The 17,353-nt window shown below is 70.2% G+C and carries 16 protein-coding genes and 1 pseudogene; 4 read left to right on the top strand and 13 right to left on the bottom strand.

What is annotated here, in order from left to right; genetic code table 11:
* Positions 1–2: 2 nt before the first annotated feature.
* From gatC to OHB13_RS26760, 4 genes are all read right to left on the bottom strand, one after another.
* On the bottom strand, positions 3–299 hold the full coding sequence (gene gatC / locus OHB13_RS26775; RefSeq protein ID WP_266852761.1) for an Asp-tRNA(Asn)/Glu-tRNA(Gln) amidotransferase subunit GatC: 297 nt from the start codon (positions 297–299) through the stop codon (positions 3–5).
* 316 nt (positions 300–615) lie between these two features.
* Positions 616–2,781 carry a putative bifunctional diguanylate cyclase/phosphodiesterase gene (locus tag OHB13_RS26770; protein WP_328378760.1) on the bottom strand — a complete coding sequence of 722 codons (2,166 nt, stop codon included), beginning with the start codon at positions 2,779–2,781 and terminating at the stop codon, positions 616–618.
* Positions 2,782–3,075: 294 nt separating this feature from the next.
* Positions 3,076–5,256: an NAD-dependent DNA ligase LigA gene (ligA, locus tag OHB13_RS26765; RefSeq protein ID WP_328378759.1), complete on the bottom strand. Its 2,181-nt coding sequence runs from the start codon at positions 5,254–5,256 to the stop codon at positions 3,076–3,078.
* A 33-nt stretch (positions 5,257–5,289) separates the two neighbouring features.
* Entirely contained in the window at positions 5,290–6,294 is a 1,005-nt protein-coding gene (locus tag OHB13_RS26760) for a methionine synthase (protein WP_266852766.1), read from the bottom strand.
* Between the two features lie 98 nt (positions 6,295–6,392).
* Here OHB13_RS26760 and OHB13_RS26755 point away from each other — a divergent pair, with 98 nt between their 5' ends.
* Entirely contained in the window at positions 6,393–7,766 is a 1,374-nt protein-coding gene (locus OHB13_RS26755; protein ID WP_328378758.1) for an outer membrane protein assembly factor BamB family protein, read from the top strand.
* Between the two features lie 99 nt (positions 7,767–7,865).
* On the opposite strand, the gene OHB13_RS26750 is transcribed toward OHB13_RS26755, so the two are convergent.
* Positions 7,866–8,564: an SDR family oxidoreductase gene (locus OHB13_RS26750; RefSeq protein WP_328378757.1), complete on the bottom strand. Its 699-nt coding sequence runs from the start codon at positions 8,562–8,564 to the stop codon at positions 7,866–7,868.
* 7 nt (positions 8,565–8,571) lie between these two features.
* Positions 8,572–9,111 (bottom strand): TIGR00730 family Rossman fold protein, encoded by a 540-nt coding sequence (locus tag OHB13_RS26745; RefSeq protein WP_266852771.1) that lies wholly within the window; start codon positions 9,109–9,111, stop codon positions 8,572–8,574.
* Between the two features lie 61 nt (positions 9,112–9,172).
* On the opposite strand from OHB13_RS26745, the gene OHB13_RS26740 reads away from it, so the two are divergent.
* Entirely contained in the window at positions 9,173–9,496 is a 324-nt protein-coding gene (locus OHB13_RS26740) for a DUF427 domain-containing protein (protein WP_266852773.1), read from the top strand.
* A 125-nt stretch (positions 9,497–9,621) separates the two neighbouring features.
* Here the strand turns inward: OHB13_RS26740 and mnmA are convergent.
* Positions 9,622–10,749 (bottom strand): annotated as a pseudogene (mnmA, locus tag OHB13_RS26735) (tRNA 2-thiouridine(34) synthase MnmA); the annotation flags it as partial.
* A 61-nt stretch (positions 10,750–10,810) separates the two neighbouring features.
* On the opposite strand from mnmA, the gene OHB13_RS26730 reads away from it, so the two are divergent.
* Positions 10,811–11,461, top strand: a complete 651-nt coding sequence (locus OHB13_RS26730) for an N-acetylmuramoyl-L-alanine amidase (protein WP_328378755.1) — start codon at positions 10,811–10,813, stop codon at positions 11,459–11,461.
* Between the two features lie 167 nt (positions 11,462–11,628).
* On the opposite strand, the gene OHB13_RS26725 is transcribed toward OHB13_RS26730, so the two are convergent.
* The 3 genes from OHB13_RS26725 to OHB13_RS26715 all read right to left on the bottom strand — a co-directional run bounded on the left by OHB13_RS26725 (position 11,629) and on the right by OHB13_RS26715 (position 13,366).
* Entirely contained in the window at positions 11,629–12,792 is a 1,164-nt protein-coding gene (locus tag OHB13_RS26725; protein WP_328378754.1) for a cysteine desulfurase family protein, read from the bottom strand.
* Between the two features lie 72 nt (positions 12,793–12,864).
* On the bottom strand, positions 12,865–13,143 hold the full coding sequence (locus OHB13_RS26720) for a DUF4190 domain-containing protein (RefSeq protein ID WP_328378753.1): 279 nt from the start codon (positions 13,141–13,143) through the stop codon (positions 12,865–12,867).
* A gap of 49 nt (positions 13,144–13,192) precedes the next feature.
* The gene (locus OHB13_RS26715; RefSeq protein ID WP_266852782.1) at positions 13,193–13,366 is read right to left on the bottom strand and encodes a hypothetical protein; all 174 of its coding nucleotides are present in this window, start codon (positions 13,364–13,366) and stop codon (positions 13,193–13,195) included.
* A 129-nt stretch (positions 13,367–13,495) separates the two neighbouring features.
* Between OHB13_RS26715 and OHB13_RS26710 the strand changes: the two genes are divergently transcribed.
* Positions 13,496–14,122: a TetR family transcriptional regulator gene (locus tag OHB13_RS26710; protein WP_328378752.1), complete on the top strand. Its 627-nt coding sequence runs from the start codon at positions 13,496–13,498 to the stop codon at positions 14,120–14,122.
* 173 nt (positions 14,123–14,295) lie between these two features.
* Here OHB13_RS26710 and OHB13_RS26705 read toward each other — a convergent pair whose 3' ends face one another.
* From OHB13_RS26705 to OHB13_RS26695, 3 genes are all read right to left on the bottom strand, one after another.
* On the bottom strand, positions 14,296–15,132 hold the full coding sequence (locus OHB13_RS26705) for a thioesterase family protein (RefSeq protein WP_328378751.1): 837 nt from the start codon (positions 15,130–15,132) through the stop codon (positions 14,296–14,298).
* Between the two features lie 23 nt (positions 15,133–15,155).
* Positions 15,156–15,818, bottom strand: a complete 663-nt coding sequence (locus OHB13_RS26700) for a trimeric intracellular cation channel family protein (protein ID WP_328378750.1) — start codon at positions 15,816–15,818, stop codon at positions 15,156–15,158.
* A 62-nt stretch (positions 15,819–15,880) separates the two neighbouring features.
* Positions 15,881–17,272: a M1 family metallopeptidase gene (locus tag OHB13_RS26695; protein ID WP_328378749.1), complete on the bottom strand. Its 1,392-nt coding sequence runs from the start codon at positions 17,270–17,272 to the stop codon at positions 15,881–15,883.
* Between the last annotated feature and the right edge of the window lie 81 nt (positions 17,273–17,353).

Below are 17,353 nucleotides of genomic sequence, written 5' to 3'. Positions count from 1 at the left end.
GCTTAGTCCTCCCCCAGGATCTGCGGCACCTTGAAACGCCGCTGCTCCTGGGCTGGGGCGCCGGAGAGGGCCTGCTCCGGGGTGAGCGACGGACGGACCTCGTCCGCGCGCATGACATTCGTCAGCGGCAGCGGGTGGGAGGTCGGCGGTACGTCTTGGTCGGCAACCTCGGAGACGCGGGCGACCGCGCCGAGAATGTCGTCGAGCTGTCCGGCGAAGTGGTCGAGCTCTTCGTCCTTCAGCTCCAGACGTGCCAGCCGTGCGAGGTGGGCGACCTCCTCGCGCGTGATGCCAGGCATGCAGCGATCCTCAGGGGTGAGTGTGTGGATTTTGGCCCAATCCTATGGGGCCGGGGGCCGTGGCCACTAAACGGTTTCACCGGGGACGGCTGCGGAGGCGAATCCGGCGCCGCGGAAAGCCGGGCGCAGGGACGTCTCAAGCCCGCTCGTACGCGGTCCCTGCGGTCCCTGTCCCGCGCGGTCCCTGGGGCGGCACCTCGGTCCCTGTGGTCGAGAAGCAGGGTCCTCGCCGGAGCCCGGGTTACGGGTGTGGGGGCCGGGTCAGGGGCGCTCGGGGTACGGGCGCGGGAGCCGGACCCCGGGGGGGGAGCCCGGGTTACGGGTGCTGGTCCTGCTGCGGTCGCGGGCGGCTGTGCAGCACCACCTGCCCGGACGGCAGCTTCTCCTTCTCCGCGGCGGCCGCAGCCGCGAGCTCGGCCGGCCGCTGCCATCCCCGGGACCCCCGGGCCAGCAGCCATGCCGTCGCCTCGTGCGGCGGCATCGCGGCCGCCACCAGCCAGCCCTGTACGGCGTCGCAGCCCAGATCGCGGAGCCGCTCCCAGGTCTCGTCGTCCTCGACGCCCTCGGCGACGACGATCAGGCCGAGCGAGTGGGCCAGGTCGACCGTACAGCGGACGATCTCGGCGTCCTCGTTGTCCACCGCGAGCCGGGCCACGAACGATCGGTCGATCTTCAGCTCGCTCACCGGGAGCCGCCGCAGATGGACCAGCGACGAGTACCCCGTGCCGAAATCGTCCAGCGACATCTTCACGCCGTGTGCGGTCAGCCCGGCGAGGGTGTCGGCGGCCCGCTGCGGGTCCTCCAGCAGGACATGCTCGGTTATCTCCAGCTGGAGCGCGCCCGGCGGCACCCCGTGCCTGGCCAGCCGGGCTGCCACCGCTCCGGCGAAGCCGGGGGTGTGCACATCGCGCGGCGAGACGTTGACGGCCACCGGGACCTTCAGGCCCTGGAGGCGCCACTTGGCGACCTGGGCCAGGGCCGTCTCCAGGACGTACTCGGTGAGATGCGGCATCAGCCCCGACGACTCGGCGATGGCGATGAACTCGTCCGGGGGGACCCTGCCGCGCTCCGGGTGCACCCACCGGACCAGCGCCTCAAGACCCGCCACCTGTCCGTCGAACCGGACCTTCGGCTGGTAGTGCAGCTCCACATCGCCCGCGTCGAGCGCGCGGCGCAGATCGCCGAGCAGCCCGAGCCGGTCAGGGGTGTTGGAGTCCCGCTTGGACTCGTACACCTCGACACCCGTGCGGTCCCGCTTGGCCTGGTACATCGCCACGTCGGCGCGCTGGAGGAGCCCCTCGGCGTCCAGCGCGTGGTCGGGAAAGACCGAGACGCCGGCGCTCGCCTCAAGGACCAGCGTCAGCCCGTCGAGGTCGAGCGGGGAGCTCAGTTCGGCCACCAGGTGGCGCGCGATGCGCATCACGCTCGTCGCCGAGTCGGCAGCCGGGAGCAGCACGGCGAACTCGTCGCCGCCGAGGCGGGCGACCTCCGCACCGCGCGGCAGTGCGAATCGCAGCCGCTCCGCTATCTGCAACAGCAGCCGGTCGCCCGCGAGATGCCCGAGCGTGTCATTGACCGAGCGGAACCGGTCGAGGTCGATCAGTACCAGTGATGATCTGAATCCGCCGTTCTCCGCCTCCGCCAGCGCGGCCCAGGTCCGCTCCAGCAGCCACTGGCGGTTGGGCAGTCCGGTCAGCGGGTCACGCAGCTGCTCCTCCGCACGGGCCCTGGCGATCCACAGCGTGGAGTCCAGAGCGATCAGCGGCACCGCGAAGAGCGGCAGCAACAGCGGCAGGGACACCGCGACCACGCAGATCAGCGGGGCGATCCCGAGCAGCGCGACGCCGACGAGTCCCTGCCTGACCAGTGCCGTACGGGCGACGGTCGGCAGCCCGCGGCTGGGCGGCGCCGCCGCGGACCAGAGCAGTATCCGCGCGACGACCAGATAGGCGGCGGCCGCCAGCACGATCTCCGCCGCGGACCCGATCCCCCAGGTGAGTGGCTGCCAGGGGTGCGCGACCGTCGAGGTCTCGCCGAAGGCGGCGAGGACGAGGGCGGCGGCGCCGATCCCCAGGATGTCGGACGCGCCGTGCAGCAGCCCCTGCCGCCAGCGGCGGCTGCGAGCAGCCCCCACGAGGACGACGACGGCCAGGCTGACCAGCGCCGCGGGCAGCCAGCCGTACAGCAGCAGGACGGCGAGGGTGAGAGCGGCGCCGGAACCGGTACCGCCCCACCAGCGGTCGCGGCCCAACGCGACCAGATGGCCCACGATGATGCCGGTGAGGACGGCGAGCGCCCAGCCCGCCGTGCCGTCGGGGAACAGCGCGCGGCCGTCTCTGACAGCGGCTAACGATCCGGTCACCAGGACGACTGCGGCCAGTCCCACGACGAACGGGAAGGCGGGCAGCCTCGCCAAGGAGTGAGCGAACTGCGCGAAACCGCGCACCCGCGACTCCGGATCGGCGCTCTCGGTCGGTTTCATGCCCGTCCCTCTCACAGCCGGCAGTGCCCATGCACGTGATGGCCCGCTGTCATGCCGTCACGGCTCATATCTTGTCCCGGACTCGGGAAGAAACTCCAGAGGAAGAATCTCCAGAAGAGCAGGGCAGGCCCATTGCAGCCGTGCGGGACGGGCGCACTCTTCAACAGTAGGCCGCGGAAGGGCCTGACGGGCAGCGTCCTGCAGGTCTTGCCCGAATGCGACCCGACCGTCCCGAACCATCTGCTATGGGCCGAACGGGTGAGCTTGGCCCCACCGTTCACTCCCGCTCCTCCGCTACTCCTCCACCGGCACCGCTGCCTCCCTGGCCGCGTCAGGGCCCTGTTCGAGAAGCACGGCGAAGCCCTCCTCGTCCAGTACGGGGACCTTCAGCTGCATCGCTTTGTCGTACTTCGAACCGGGGCTGTCCCCGACCACGACGAACGCCGTCTTCTTGGAAACGGAGCCGGTCACCTTCGCGCCGAGGCTCTGGAGGGCTTCTTTCGCGCCATCCCGCGTGTGGTGCTCCAGGGTCCCCGTGACGACCACGGTCAGCCCGTCCAGCGGTCGCGGGCCCTCGTCCGCACCGGCCTCGTCCTCCATACGGACCCCGGCCGCCCGCCACTTGCGGAGAATCTCGCGGTGCCAGTCCTCTTCGAACCACTGCTTGAGCGAGGCCGCGATGGTCGGGCCGACGCCCTCCACGGCAGCCAGCTCCTCCTCCGTGGCCTGCTCGATCCGCTCGACCGAACGGAACTCACGTGCCAGCGCCTCCGCTGCCACCGGGCCCACATGACGGATCGAAAGCCCGGTGATCACCCGGGCGAGCGGGCGCTCCTTCGCCGCCGCGATGTTCTCCAGCATGGCCAGGGCGTTCTTCCTCGGCTCGCCCTGCTGGTTGGCGAAGACCGTCGCGATCTTCTCCTCGCCCGTCTTCGGGTCCCTCTTGGGGAGTCCGCTGTCCTGGTCGAGGACGTACGCCTTGATCGGCAGCAACTGCTCGATGGTGAGGTCGAAGAGGTCGCTCTCGTCCTTCAGCGGTGGCTCGGCAGGTTCCAGTGGCTGGGTCAGAGCGGCCGCGGCGACATAGCCGAAGTTCTCGATGTCCAGGGACTTCCGGCCGGCGAGATAGAACAGCCGCTCACGCAACTGGGCAGGGCAGGAGCGTGCGTTGGGGCAGCGGAGGTCGATGTCCGCCTCCTTCATGGCCCGCAGGGCCGTACCGCACTCGGGGCATGCGGCGGGCATCACGAACTCCCGCTCGCTGCCGTCCCTGAGGTCCACGACCGGGCCGAGGATCTCCGGGATGACATCGCCGGCCTTGCGCAGCACCACGGTGTCGCCGATGAGCACCCCCTTGGCCTTCACCACGTCCTGGTTGTGCAACGTCGCGAACTCGACCTCGGAGCCGGCCACGGTGACCGGCTCGACCTGTGCGTACGGCGTGACTCTGCCCGTACGCCCCACGCCGACCCGGATGTTGACCAGCTTGGTGTTGACCTCCTCCGGCGCGTACTTCCAGGCGATGGCCCAGCGCGGCGCCCGCGAGGTGGAGCCGAGGCGCCCCTGGAGCGGGATCTCGTCGAGCTTGATGACGACCCCGTCGATCTCGTGTTCCACGGAGTGCCGGTTCTCGCCGAAGTACGCGATGAAGTCCCTGGCACCCGCGAGGTCGTCAACCACCTTGTTGTGCTTGGCGGTGGGCAGGCCCCACTCGTGCAGCAGCTCATACGCGTGTGACAGGCAGTCGATGTCGAAGCCCTCGCGGGCACCGATGCCGTGGACGACCATGTGCAGCGGGCGGGTCGCGGTGATCTTCGGATCCTTCTGGCGCAGCGAACCGGCCGCCGCGTTGCGCGGGTTGGCAAAGGGTTTGTCACCGGCCTCCACCAGCCGTGCGTTGAGCCCTTCGAAGGCCTCCATCGGGAAGTACACCTCGCCCCGGATCTCCACGAGGTCCGGGATCCGCTCCCCGTGCAGCCGGTGCGGGATGTCCGCGATCGTCAGGACGTTGGGAGTGATGTCCTCGCCGGTGCGGCCGTCACCGCGGGTGGCGGCGCGGACCAGCCTGCCGTGCTCGTACGTGAGGTTGACGGCCAGGCCGTCCACCTTGAGTTCGCACAGGAAGTGGTAGCCCGGCGAGCCGACCTCGCGCGCCACGCGCTCGGCCCAGGCGGCCAGCTCCTCGTCGTCGAAGGCATTGTCCAGCGACTGCATCCGGTCGCGGTGCTGCACGGAGGTGAACTCCGTCTCGTACGCCCCGGCGACCTTCTGGGTCGGTGAGTCCGGAGTCCGGAGCTCCGGGTACTCCTCCTCCAGGGCCGCCAGCGCACGCAGCTGCGTGTCGAACTCAGCGTCGCTGACGACGGGCTGGTCCCTCACGTAGTACCGGAAGCGGTGCTCCTCGACCTGCTCGGCCAGCTGGGCGTGGTTCTCCCGTGCCTCCGCAGGCACCGCACCTTGCTGTTCGACAGCCACCGTCTCGTCCTCCCGTTGATGAAACCGATCCCGCTACTCAGGGTTGTCAGCGAGTGACCTCGCCGCGCGGGCGCAGTGGGCGAGTGCCGTGCGGGCGTACTCGGGTGAAGCGCCCGCGAGCCCGCACGCCGGGGTGAGCACCAGGGACTCGGCGAGAGTCCCCGGATTCAGCCCCAGCCTGCGCCACAGCGTTCTGACACCCATGACGCTACCGGCAGGGTCCGACAATGCGGTGTCAGTGCCGGGCACCACACCGGCGAAGAGCTGGGTACCGCCCTCCACGGCCTCACCGACCGCCTCCTCATCACGCTCGGTGAGGAGGCTGAAATCGAACGAGATACCTGCCGCACCGGCACGCCGCAGCAGGGCGAACGGCACGTCGGGCGCGCAGGAATGCACGATCGCAGGTCCGTCGCCGACCGCCAGCACGTCCCGCAGCGTGCCTTCGACCGCCTGCCGGTCCACGGCCCGGTGTGTCCGGTAGCCGCTGGCGGTCCTGATCTGCCCGCGGAGCACGGAGACGAGTGACGGCTCGTCGAGCTGGAGCACGACCTGCGCGCCGGGCACCCGCCGCCGCACCTCGGCGAGGTGGCCGCGCAGCCCCTCGGTGAGCGAGGCCGCGAGGTCCCGGCAGGCTCCGGGGTCCCCGAGCGCGGCCTCACCGCCCCGCAGTTCGAGCCCGGCGGCCAGCGTCCAGGGGCCGACCGCCTGGACCTTGAGCGGCCCCTCGTACCCCTGGGTGAACTCCTCCAGCGCATCGAGGTCCTCGCCGAGCCAGGAACGTGCCCGCCTGGTGTCGCGCCCGGGCCGGTCGCTCACCCGCCAGCCGCTGGGCTCCACGTGTGCGTACATCTCGACGAGCATCCCGAGGGTGCGTCCGAGCATGTCGGCACCGGGCCCACGCGCCGGCAGCTCCGGAAGAAAGGGGAAGTCCTCGAAGGACCCGATGACGGTCTTCGCACTCTCCCGCGCGTCGCCGCCCGGCATGGACCCGATCCCGGTGGCAGGACCCCAACTGAACTTGCTGTTCTCGCTCACCCCCGAAGGGTACGAGAGGGCCCGGGCGGAACCGGGGCGGCCCGGACGGTGTATGTATCGAGGAACACCATCGCGGACGGACTTCGAGGGGGAGACCGATGAAGGACCGGCTGGACGGCTGGACATGGAATTCCGGCGGCAGTGACACGGAGGCCGATTCGGGGCCCCCTTCGAGGGGTCAGTACGCCGTTCCGCGGATACGGCGGACTCCGGCCGAGTCGGCGCGCGCCTCGGCTGCCTGGATTCATGCCAGATGGATCAAGCTGGTCACCGTCGTGACCGTGCTGGCCCTCGCGACCGGTGGCTGGCAGACATACAAGTACCTCACCCGCTACCACGAGCAAATCAGCGGCACGCACGGCTCCTTCCCCAGCGCACTCGGCACCGCCGCACCCGAGCGGCCGGACCGCGTACTGCCGAGTGGTTCCGGCGCCCCGGTGGGTGTCGTCGGCGGCCTGGTTCTGCACGAGCGGGACAACGGCATAGCGGCGGACAACGTCCGTACCGACCGGACCTACTGGCATTACGGGCGCGAGAAGACCGCTCTGATTTCGGAGTCCGTCGTCAGCGGCGCCGTCGTCCTCTGGTACGAGGACGGACTCGCGGTCTCGGTGGACCTGCACAGCGGCAAGCCCCGCTGGCACACGAAGGTGGCAGGGAAGGTGCGGGATTCCGGAGACAGAGTCTGGCCGTCCGCGAACACCGTGATCATCAACCAGCGGGACCGGTTGATCGGCCTGTCCGGTCGCAGCGGAAAGCAACTCTGGTCCATCGCACCGCCCAAGGGATGCAGGGGATGGGACCATCGGCCACCGCTGGATCTGTCGGGGACCGAGGCATTCGACGCCACCGACTGCTCCGGATCGCTGGACGGGCTGTACGGAGTGGATCCGGCCAGCGGCCGGTCCCGCTGGCACCTCCAGGATCCGTATCTCGACTACGGACGTCTCGGGGACCACACCCTGGTCACCCTGACGCCTGTCGGCTCCCTGGTCACGGTGGATGTGTCGGGGGCGCGGCCCCGGACCCACTCGGCCTTCCTCGCGCACCACCTGGATCTGCGCGCCATAAGTGACGGCATGGTCATTCTCAGCTCCGCCGACGACACCTCATTCACCGCACGGCAGGTGAGCAACGACAGCAGCAGCAAGGCTCTCTGGACCGTGAAGGCGGACAAGGGGAGCGAACTGGGGCTCCCCCGGACGGCCGACAACCGGGTGTACATACCGCAGTACCAGCCATCGGCGAAGGCGAAGCAGAAGAAGACTCATGGTTCGGCGCAACTGCTCGTCCTGGACGCACGGACCGGTCACGAGCTGCACCGAACCGAGCTGCCCGATTCCCTCTACGGGAATCCGGACGACCTCGATGTGGGCATGATGGCCGTCCTCGGAGCGAAGTACGGCGTGGTCAGGGTCGGCTTGAGCGGCTTCCTGGTCTCTCCCGAGGACCAGGTCACCCTGGCGGAATAGCGCCCGGCAGGGTCGGTCGCGGACGATCGGCAGTGTCGATCCGACCGGCCATGGCCGACCAGAAGGAGCGCCCGCCCGCTCCTGCCCCTGCCCCTGCCGTCAGCTTCCCGCCCGGACCGTCACGTCGTTGATCTCCGCGTCGCGCGGGAGGTCCAGGGACGTCAGGATGGTCGTGGCGACCGACTCGGGGTCGATCAGGCCTTCCGGCCGGTACTCCTTGCCCTCCTGCGAGTGGATCTTGGCTTGCATGGGACTCGCCGTGCGGCCCGGGTAGACGGACGTGACCCGGACACCGTTCGCGTGCTCCTCCTGGCGCAGGGCGTCGGCCAGGGCCTTCAGGCCGTGCTTGGCGGCGGCGTAAGCGCCCCACTCCGCATGGGCGTTGAGGCCGGCGCCGGAGTTGACGAAGACGACCTGGCCGCGGACGGCGCGCAGTTGGGGCAGCATCAGCCGGGTCAGCTCGGCCGGCGCGATGAGGTTGGTGTTGAGCTGCTGGTGCCAGGTCGGGGGGCGCAGTTCCGCGACGGGAGAGAGGTCGACGATGCCCGCGATGTGCAGCAGCGAGTCGACCTGCTCCGGCATCGTCTGCTTGCCGAGCGCCCAGGAGATGCGGTCGGGATTCGCCAGGTCGGCGACGAGCGTTTCCGCGCCGGGGAAGCGTCCCGCCAGTTCCTTGGCGCGCCCCGTGTCGCGCGCCACGATGACGAGGTGGTCGCCGCGCTCATGGAGGCGGCGCGCGACGGCCGCGCCGATGCCGGAACCAGCACCAGTGATCACATGTGTAGCCATGGGCCCCATCGTCGCACTACTGGACGCCCTGCGACTCCTCCAGGTACGCCAGCGCGGCCACCCCGTCCTCGGCGAACAAGACCAGGTCAGTGAGGGGAACGGGCAGGAACCCCTCATCCTCCATCCGCTGGAACTGCTGCTTCAGACCGTCGTAGAAGCCGGCCGTGTTCAGCAGCACCACCGGCTTCGCGGTCTTCCCGTGCTTCTTCAGCTCAAGGATCTCGGTGGCCTCGTCGAGCGTGCCGGTGCCGCCCACCATGATCACAACCGCGTCGGACTTGGCGAGCAGCAGCGCCTTGCGTTCGGCCAGATCGGAGGCAATCACCATTTCGTCCGCGTCGGTACGGGCCTTGGCCGCGAGGAAGTCCACCGACACCCCGACGAGCCGTCCGCCGGTCTCCTGTACGGCGTCGGCCACCACCTTCATCAGTCCGCTCTCCGAGCCACCCCAGACCAGGGTGTGGCCTCCCCTGCCGAGCAGTTCGGCGAATTCACGGGCGGGACGGGTGTAGCGCTCGTCGAGATCGGCGGCGGAGAGGAAGACACAGATATTCATGCGTCCACGGTAGAGGCAGCCCGCAGGGAAGAAGTTCCGGCCCGGATGCGCTGAATCACATATGACGACTGGACATCGCATCACCATCGAGCAAGGTACCGAGCATGTACGGGTGGTCCGCGAGGGCCGGGTCCTGGCGGAGAGCCGTCGGCCCCTGCTGCTGCACGAGACAGGGCTCCCGGTGCGCTACTACCTCCCGCCGGAGGACGTGCACACCGAGCTGCTGACCCCCTCGGACACGCACACCCACTGTCCCTTCAAGGGCGACGCGTCCTACTGGTCGCTGCCCGAAGCAGCCGATCTTGTCTGGGCGTACCCGGAGCCGCTGGCCCAAGTCGCCCAGATCAAGGATCACTTCTGCTTCTACGACACCGAAGTGGTCTGAGAAGCAGTGGTCTGAGGAGCGGTGGTCTGAGGAGCGGTGGTCCGAGACGCAGTGGTCCGAGGCGCGGCTGTCTCGGACCCGGCGGCACCGGACGTGGTCGCCCCGGTCTCCCGGGGCGGTGTGGTCCTGGCTGCCCGGTCCGTTGTGGCGATGGTTGCCGAGCCGACGACGCGTGTGCCGTCGTAGAGCACGATCGCCTGGCCGGGTGCCACGCCGCGTACCGGCTCGTCGAACGTGACGTTGAGGGTGCCGCCCACCAGCTCGGCGATCACCGGCGTCTCGCCGCCGTGCGCACGCAGCTGGGCGGTGTACGTCCCGGCCCCGGCCGGGGCGTCGCCGCACCAGCGGGGCTTGATCGCGGTGAGCGCGGTGACGTCCAGGGCCTCGACCGGCCCCACCGTCACGGTGTTGTTCACCGGGGAGATGTCGAGGACGTAGCGCGGCTTGCCGTCCGCGGCCGGGTGGCCGATGCGCAGCCCCTTGCGCTGGCCGATGGTGAAGCCGAAGGCGCCTTCGTGGCTGCCGACCTTCGTACCGGACTCGTCGACGATGTCGCCCTCTGCCTTGCCGCCGAGGCGTGCGGCGAGGAAGCCCTGGGTGTCGCCGTCGGCGATGAAGCAGATGTCGTGGCTGTCGGGCTTCTTGGCGACGGCCAGGCCCCGCCGCTCGGCCTCGGCCCGGATCTCGTCCTTCGTGGTCAGAGTGTCACCGAGCGGGAACATGGCGTGCGCGAGCTGGCGCTCGTCCAGCACCCCGAGGACGTACGACTGGTCCTTGGCCATGTCGGAGGCCCGGTGCATCTCGCGTGAGCCGTCCTCGTTGAGGACGACCGTGGCGTAGTGGCCGGTGCAGACCGCGTCGAAGCCGAGGGCGAGAGCCTTGTCGAGGAGCGCCGCGAACTTGATCTTCTCGTTGCAGCGCAGACACGGGTTGGGGGTGCGTCCGGCCTCGTACTCCGCGACGAAGTCATCCACGACGTCCTCACGGAACCGCTCGGCCAGGTCCCAGATGTAGAAGGGGATGCCGATGACGTCCGCCGCACGACGGGCGTCGCGGGAGTCCTCGATGGTGCAGCAGCCACGCGCGCCGGTGCGGAACGACTGCGGGTTGGCGGAGAGCGCCAGGTGCACACCGGTCACATCGTGTCCGGCCTCGGCGGCACGGGCGGCGGCCACGGCGGAGTCCACACCGCCGGACATCGCGGCCAGTACCCGGAGGGGACGGGGGCGGGGGCTCTGGGGTGTCTGAGTCATAGCCGTACCAGGGTACGGGCACGGGGGAATCCCGCGCTCGCACGGATGCGTTGAGGCACATATGGAAGGTACGGGCGGCGACAGGGACCGGCACGTGGGCAGGCGGACCCTGCTGATCGGCGGGCTGGGCGCCGCGGCGGGTGCGGCGGCGTTGGGCAGGGGTGTGTGGGACCACCTGTCCGGCGGCGGGAAGCCGCACGAGAACGGGGCAGTGGATTTCGCCGGGGCCCAGTGGGCCGCGGCCTCCCCGGCCAACTACCGGCCGGCCGACCGGCCCCATGACTATGCGATCGACCGGGTCGTCATCCATACCGTCCAGGGCAGTTACGCGATGGCGCTCAGGGTCTTCGCCGACCCGGCCCACGCGGCCGCCGCGCACTATGTCGTGCGACGGGACGGAAAGCTGGCGCAGACGGTCCGGGAGCTGGACGTGGCGTTCCACGCGGGCAACCGCGCCTACAACGAACGCAGCATCGGGATAGAGCACGAGGGGTTCGTGGACCGGGCATCGTCGTTCACGGACGCCATGTACCGGTCGTCCGCGCGGCTGACCGCGGACATCTGCACGCGGTACGGGATACCCGTGGACCGGCAGCACATCATCGGGCACGTGGAGGTCCCGGGGGCCGACCACACGGACCCGGGGCCCTACTGGGACTGGGCCTGGTACGTACGGCTGGTGCGAAAGGCGCGGGAGCGGTCCGGAACGTAACGGGGCCGGCCCGGACAGTAACGAGAGGTCGGTCGCGGTCCCGGACCGTGAAGGCCCGGTGCGGACCGTGCAGCGTCCGCCTCAGCTCAGCCCGCCTCAGTTCCGCCTCAGCTCGGTCCGGCCCAGCTCAGCACTCAGCCCGACCCGGCCCAGCGGTCAGTCCCGCCTCAGCTCAGTCCGGCCGACCGGGCCCGCTCCACCGCCGGGCCGATCGCCTCCGCCACCGCCGCCACATCCGCCTCGGTCGAGGTGTGCCCGAGGGAGAACCGCAGGGTGCCGCGGGCGAGATCGGGGTCCGTACCCGTGGCCAGGAGTACGTGGCTGGGCTGCGCCACGCCCGCCGTGCAGGCCGAGCCGGTGGAGCAGGCGATGCCCTGGGCGTCCAGGAGCAGCAGCAGCGAGTCACCCTCGCAGCCGGGGAAGGTGAAGTGGGCGTTGGCGGGCAGGCGGTCCGACGGGTCGCCGCCCAGGATCGCCGTGGGGACCGCGGACCGTACCGCGGCGATCAGTCCGTCGCGCAGCGCGCCGATCTCGCGGGCGAAGACCTCGCGCCGTTCGGCGGCCAGCGTTCCCGCCACGGCGAAGGAGGCTATGGCCGGGGCGTCCAGCGTCCCGGAGCGTACGTGGCGCTCCTGGCCCCCGCCGTGCAGAACAGGCACCGGTGTGTACTCACGGCCGAGCAGCAGGGCGCCGATGCCGTAGGGGCCGCCGATCTTGTGGCCCGACACCGTCATCGCGGCCAGGCCGGACGCGGCGAAGTCCAGCGGGAGCTGGCCGTACGCCTGCACCGCGTCGGCGTGCAGCGGAATGTCGAAGTCGGCTGCCACATCGGCCAGTTCACGGACCGGCATGACCGTGCCGATCTCGTTGTTGGCCCACATCACGGTGGCGAGCGCGACATCGGACGGGTTCCGTTCGATCGCCTCGCGGAGGGATTCGGGGCGCACCCGGCCGTAGCCGTCGACCGGGAGGTACTCGACCGTCGCGCCCTCGTGCTCGCCCAGCCAGTCGACGGCGTCCAGGACGGCGTGGTGCTCGACCGGGCTCACCAGCACCCGGTTCCTGCGCGGATCGGCGTCACGACGAGCCCAGAAGAGACCCTTGACCGCGAGGTTGTCGGCCTCGGTGCCGCCCGCGGTGAAGACCACCTCGCTGGGGCGCGCGCCGAGCGACTCCGCGAGAGCCTCCCGGGCTTCCTCGACGGTACGCCGGGCCCGTCGCCCGGCGGCGTGCAGCGATGAGGCGTTGCCGGTGACGGTGAGCTGGGCGGTCATCGCCTCGACCGCCTCCGGAAGCATGGGAGTGGTCGCAGCGTGGTCGAGGTAAGCCATGGTGCCGACGATTCTACGAGTTCCGGGGTGGGCTCCCCGCCGCGCGTCCCCCGGTGGGCGACCGGTGACCGGTCAGCCGCCGAAGTTCCAGATCACGGCGCCGCTCGAAGTGAAGACGGTGGCCAGGACCACCAGGTCGGCCACGCCGAGTGCGAGGCCGAGGAGGGCACGGCCGCGGCGGGCCGTTCCGCGCCAGAGCGCGAGGCCGGCCAGCACGATGGCTATGGGGCCGAGGACGAGATTCAGGACGAGCAGGCCCAGCAGACCGAGCACGAACGAGGCGACGGCCATGCCGTCGGCGTCCCGGGTGCCGGTCCGGATGCGGGTGCGGGCTGATGCGGTGAGTTCCATGATGCAGCTCCCTTACGTGGTGAGGCGCCGGCCTTGGTGAGGCGCTCGGCTACTTGTCGATGCGCTCGGCGAGGCGCCCGCGACCGAGGCGCTCGCGCACGGCGAACACGGCGAGCCAGCCACCGATGACAGCCGCGGCGATCAGGGACACGGAGAGCGGGAAGTGGGCCACGGCACCCAGCACGACTCCGAAGACGAGGAGAAGCGCGACGAGGGCAATCATCACTGTCCTTTCGGTGCGCCCGGTTCGGCGCACATCCAGATCGGTTGAGTGAACAATTGTGATTACGACTGTTCACTGACTCTGAGTCTACGCTTCCCTTCGACGGAGAACGGTTGTTTACTGAATGGCATGAGTCACACCGCGGGCATCCGTCAGGCCCAGAAGCAGAAGACCCGCCAGGCCCTCCTGGACGCGGCACTCGGGCTGCTGGAGGAGCAGAGCCTGTCCAGCCTCGGCCTGCGCGAGGTGACGCGCGCGGTGGGCGTCGCGCCGACGGCCTTCTACCGGCACTTCCGGGACACCGCCGACCTCGGGGTCTCACTCGTCGAGGAGACCCTCGGCTCGCTGCACGGGCTGATCGCCGCGACGCTCGCGGACACCGGCGACAGCGAGGTGCGGATCGGCACCACGGTGGACCTGATCGCCGCCCTGGTCCACACACACCCCGCACATGTCCGGTTCATCGCCCGCGAACGGCACGGGGGCGTCCAGCCGGTGCGTGCGGCGATAGCGGAGCAACTGCGGCTGTTCACGCGGGAGGTGGCCGCCGCGTTCGCGGGCGAGCCGCGGTCCGAGGGCTGGAGCGAGGACGACCTGCTGATGCTGGCGGGCGTCTATGTGGATCACATGGTGATGACCGCGTCGGTCCTGCTGGAGGCGGCGGAGGACGGCCCGCAGGCCTCGGAGCGGGCGCGGGACATGGCCCGGCGCCAGATGCGGCTGGTCAGCCTCGGCCGGCTGCACTGGCTCGACTGAGGCTCGGCCGAGTGATGACCCCTCGGCCGAGGTACTGAGGTGCCGAGGTACTGAGGTGCCGAGCACGGCCCGACCCCCCCGCTTGCAGCCGGGCCGCCCCGCGCCCCTCCCGGCCAGGACCGGGCGGTGCCACCAAAGGGCAGGAGGTGACCCTCTGTCCCTGGAGGCGTCCCCTACCCCCGCGGCGCCAGCGCCAGTTGCCGGGACTGAGCCACCAGGCGGTCCGCGCTGTCCCAGACCTCCGCGTCCTCCTCCAGGAAGCCCCCGGCGAGGTTGCGCGTGACGATCGACACCCGCAGCGGGCCCGGCGCCGGGCGGCACCTGACGTGGGCGGTCAGTTCGACCGTGGGCACCCAGCCCTTGATGCCGAGTTCGAACGCGGTCGGCGGCAGCGCGTCCACCGTCAGCAGCAGCGAGAGCGGATCGGCGTCGCGGCCGTCGGAGAGTCCGAACCACGCCCGCATCTCGCCCTTGCCGGACGGCGCGCCCACGGCCCACCCGCAGGTCGCCGGGTCCAGCTTCAGCATCAGACGGTCCGTGATCGCGGACGAGCCGGGTATGGGTGCCGGTCCGTCGCCGGAGCCCAGGCAGTGCTCGATGGGCGGGATCGACGGCGGCTTCGCCGTGGTGCGCACATCATCGGAGAGCGCGTCCAGGTCGCCGTACGAGGCGAGCACCCGGATCCGTTCGACCTCGGTGCCGTCCTCCTCGTACTGGAAGAGCGACGCCTGGCCGGTGGAGAGCGTGCGGCCGCTGCGGACGGTCTGGGTACGGATCACCGCGGGGCCCGGACGGGAGGCGGTCACATAGTGCGCGGAGACCGAGAACGGGTCGGGGTGCGGGAGCGCATCGCCGAGGGCGCGGCCCATCAGGGCCAGCAGATATCCGCCGTTGACCGCCTGGATGATGGTCCAGCCCGCGGAGAGCTCCGCGTCGTAGACGCCTTCTTCACGACGGGTGACTGCGGTGTCGCGGTCGAACTCACTGTCCCCGATGGATGCCTGTGCCATGGACAGCACCGTACACCGCAAAGTTACTCGTCGGTAGAGACGGCCGCCGAACGCCGGTGCCAGGCCCGCGGGGCCCGCCAGTGGAAGCGCAGCGCGAGCAGCCGCAGCACGAAGCAGGTGAGCACCGCGATGACGCCCGTGGTGGTGCTCAGCACGTCGAACCGGATGAAGAGGGCCACCATCGCGGCCCCCACCATCGCCGGCACGGCGTACAGGTCGCGGTCCCAGCGCACCAGCGACGGCGTCTCGTTGGCCAGTACGTCGCGCAGCACACCGCCGCCCACCGCCGTGGCGAGGCCCAGCACGGCGGAGGCGGTGAGGCCGAGCCCGTAGTCGTACGCCTTGGTGGTGCCCGCCACACAGAAGAGCCCGAGCCCGGCCGCATCGAAGACGTTCACCCCGGCCTGGATCCGTTCGACCTCCGGATGGAGGAAGAAGACCAGCGCCGCCGCGATCAGCGGGGTGATGAAGTACCCGAGGTCGGTGAAGGCGGCGGGCGGCACCGCGCCGATCACGATGTCGCGGAACAGCCCGCCGCCCAGCGCCGTGACCTCGGCGAACACCGCGATCCCGAAGACGTCGAAGTTCTTCCGGACGGCGAGCAGCGCACCCGAGATCGCGAAGACGAAGATCCCCACGAGGTCGAGCGCGTGCTGGACGGAGGTGTTGAACAGTTCATGGAGCACCCGACAGTTCTACCCCCGACCGCCACCCCTGCCGTGCGGGCCCCGGCTCGCCGCTCCGCGCCCTACAACTCCGGTTTGCCCGAAGTGCGCAGCCACGCGTCGAAGAATCCGCCGAGCCGCTGCCCGGAGATCTTCTCGGCGAGGGCGGTGAACTGCCCGGTGTCGGCGTTGCCGTAGCGGTGCGCCTTCGTCCAGGCCGGGAGCAACCGGAAGAACGCCTTGTCCCCGATCCGGTCGCGCAGCGCCTGGAGCGTCATCGCTCCCCGGTCGTAGACGGCCGACGCGAACATCGTGTCGCGCTGCGGGTCGGCGACCTTCGTCCGCCAGAAACCGGAGCTCGCGGGCGTCGCGTTGTACTCGGCGAGGAAGGCGTCGTGGGCCGAGCGCTTGCCCTGGTGTTCGTCCCAGAGCCACTGGGCGTACGTGGCGAAGCCCTCGTTCAGCCAGATGTCCTTCCACTGCTTCACCGAGACGGAGTCGCCGAACCACTGGTGGGCCAGCTCGTGCACGATCGTCGACTCGTCGCGTACGGCGGAGTAGCTCGGCTTGGACTGGGTCTCCAGCGAGAAGTCCGCCTGCGGCATGTCGTCGACCACCGCGCCCGTCTCCTCGAACGGATAGGGCCCGAAGAGCTTCGACCAGTAGTCGGTGACCTCGGCCGTCACGGCGTACACGTCGACGGCGTTGCTGTTGGCGAGCACCGGGTCGATGGCCACGTAGATCGGCGTGCCGGCGGGTGTCCTGCCGGTCCTGACGTCGAACTTGCCGATCGAGGCGGTGGCGAGGTAGGTGGCCATCTGCCGCGACTCGCGCCAGTGCGAGACGGTCGACGCGCCCTGGGTACGGGTGGAGAGCAGCCGCCCGTTGGAGACCCCGGTCAGCCCCTTGGGCGCCTTGATGGTGATGTCGAAGGCGGCCTTGTCGGAGGGGTGGTCGCTCGAAGGGAACCAGGTGGAGGCGGCGTTGGGCTCACAGGCGACGAAGACACCGTCCTTGGTCTTCATCCAGCCGTAGTCGGACCCGAAGACGATCGGGCCGCTGAGCGCCTGCGGCACACCGCCGTAGACGACCCGCACGGTGAAGGTGCGGCCCTTGCGCAGCGCGCCGGACGGGGTGATGCGTATCTCGTCGCCGGAGCGGGTGAAGCGGGCGGGTCTGCCGTTCACCTCGACCGATGCGACCGTCAGCTTCTGGAGGTCCAGGTCGAAGGAGGAGAGGTTCTGGGTGGCCCGCGCCGTGACCGTCGTACGGCCGTCGAGCCGGCCGGTGTCCGGGTTGTACGCGACATCGAGGCCGTAGTGCAGGGCGTCGAAGCCGCCGTTGCCCAGCTGTGGGAAGTAGGGGTCGCCGATTCCGGCCGAACCGGGTGAGGGTGCCGGAGCGGCGGCGATGACACAGAGGGCGGCCGTCGCGGTGGCGAGTGCGGCCAGACGTGCCGAACGGGAGAGCGCCAAGAGTCTGTCCTTCGTGCGTGTGCCGTTGTTACGGACACGCTGACTCTGCACTCTCCCGTTTAGGCATGTACATGACTTTAC

Source organism: Streptomyces sp. NBC_00440, from assembly GCF_036014215.1.
Classification (GTDB): Bacteria; Actinomycetota; Actinomycetes; order Streptomycetales; family Streptomycetaceae; genus Streptomyces.
This window is presented reverse-complemented; position numbering and strand designations above follow the sequence as displayed.

Excerpts from the sequence above, each read along its gene's own strand:
- OHB13_RS26750 (WP_328378757.1), bottom strand. The coding sequence starts at position 8,564 with ATGGGGCCCATGGCTACACATGTGATCACTGGTGCTGGTTCCGGCATC.
- OHB13_RS26725 (WP_328378754.1), bottom strand. The coding sequence starts at position 12,792 with ATGGCTTACCTCGACCACGCTGCGACCACTCCCATGCTTCCGGAGGCG.
- OHB13_RS26770 (WP_328378760.1), bottom strand. The coding sequence starts at position 2,781 with ATGAAACCGACCGAGAGCGCCGATCCGGAGTCGCGGGTGCGCGGTTTC.
- OHB13_RS26740 (WP_266852773.1), top strand. The coding sequence starts at position 9,173 with ATGACGACTGGACATCGCATCACCATCGAGCAAGGTACCGAGCATGTA.
- OHB13_RS26705 (WP_328378751.1), bottom strand. The coding sequence starts at position 15,132 with ATGGCACAGGCATCCATCGGGGACAGTGAGTTCGACCGCGACACCGCA.
- OHB13_RS26730 (WP_328378755.1), top strand. The coding sequence starts at position 10,811 with ATGGAAGGTACGGGCGGCGACAGGGACCGGCACGTGGGCAGGCGGACC.
- OHB13_RS26720 (WP_328378753.1), bottom strand. The coding sequence starts at position 13,143 with ATGGAACTCACCGCATCAGCCCGCACCCGCATCCGGACCGGCACCCGG.
- OHB13_RS26745 (WP_266852771.1), bottom strand. The coding sequence starts at position 9,111 with ATGAATATCTGTGTCTTCCTCTCCGCCGCCGATCTCGACGAGCGCTAC.
- OHB13_RS26755 (WP_328378758.1), top strand. The coding sequence starts at position 6,393 with ATGAAGGACCGGCTGGACGGCTGGACATGGAATTCCGGCGGCAGTGAC.
- OHB13_RS26710 (WP_328378752.1), top strand. The coding sequence starts at position 13,496 with ATGAGTCACACCGCGGGCATCCGTCAGGCCCAGAAGCAGAAGACCCGC.
- gatC (WP_266852761.1), bottom strand. The coding sequence starts at position 299 with ATGCCTGGCATCACGCGCGAGGAGGTCGCCCACCTCGCACGGCTGGCA.
- OHB13_RS26715 (WP_266852782.1), bottom strand. The coding sequence starts at position 13,366 with ATGATTGCCCTCGTCGCGCTTCTCCTCGTCTTCGGAGTCGTGCTGGGT.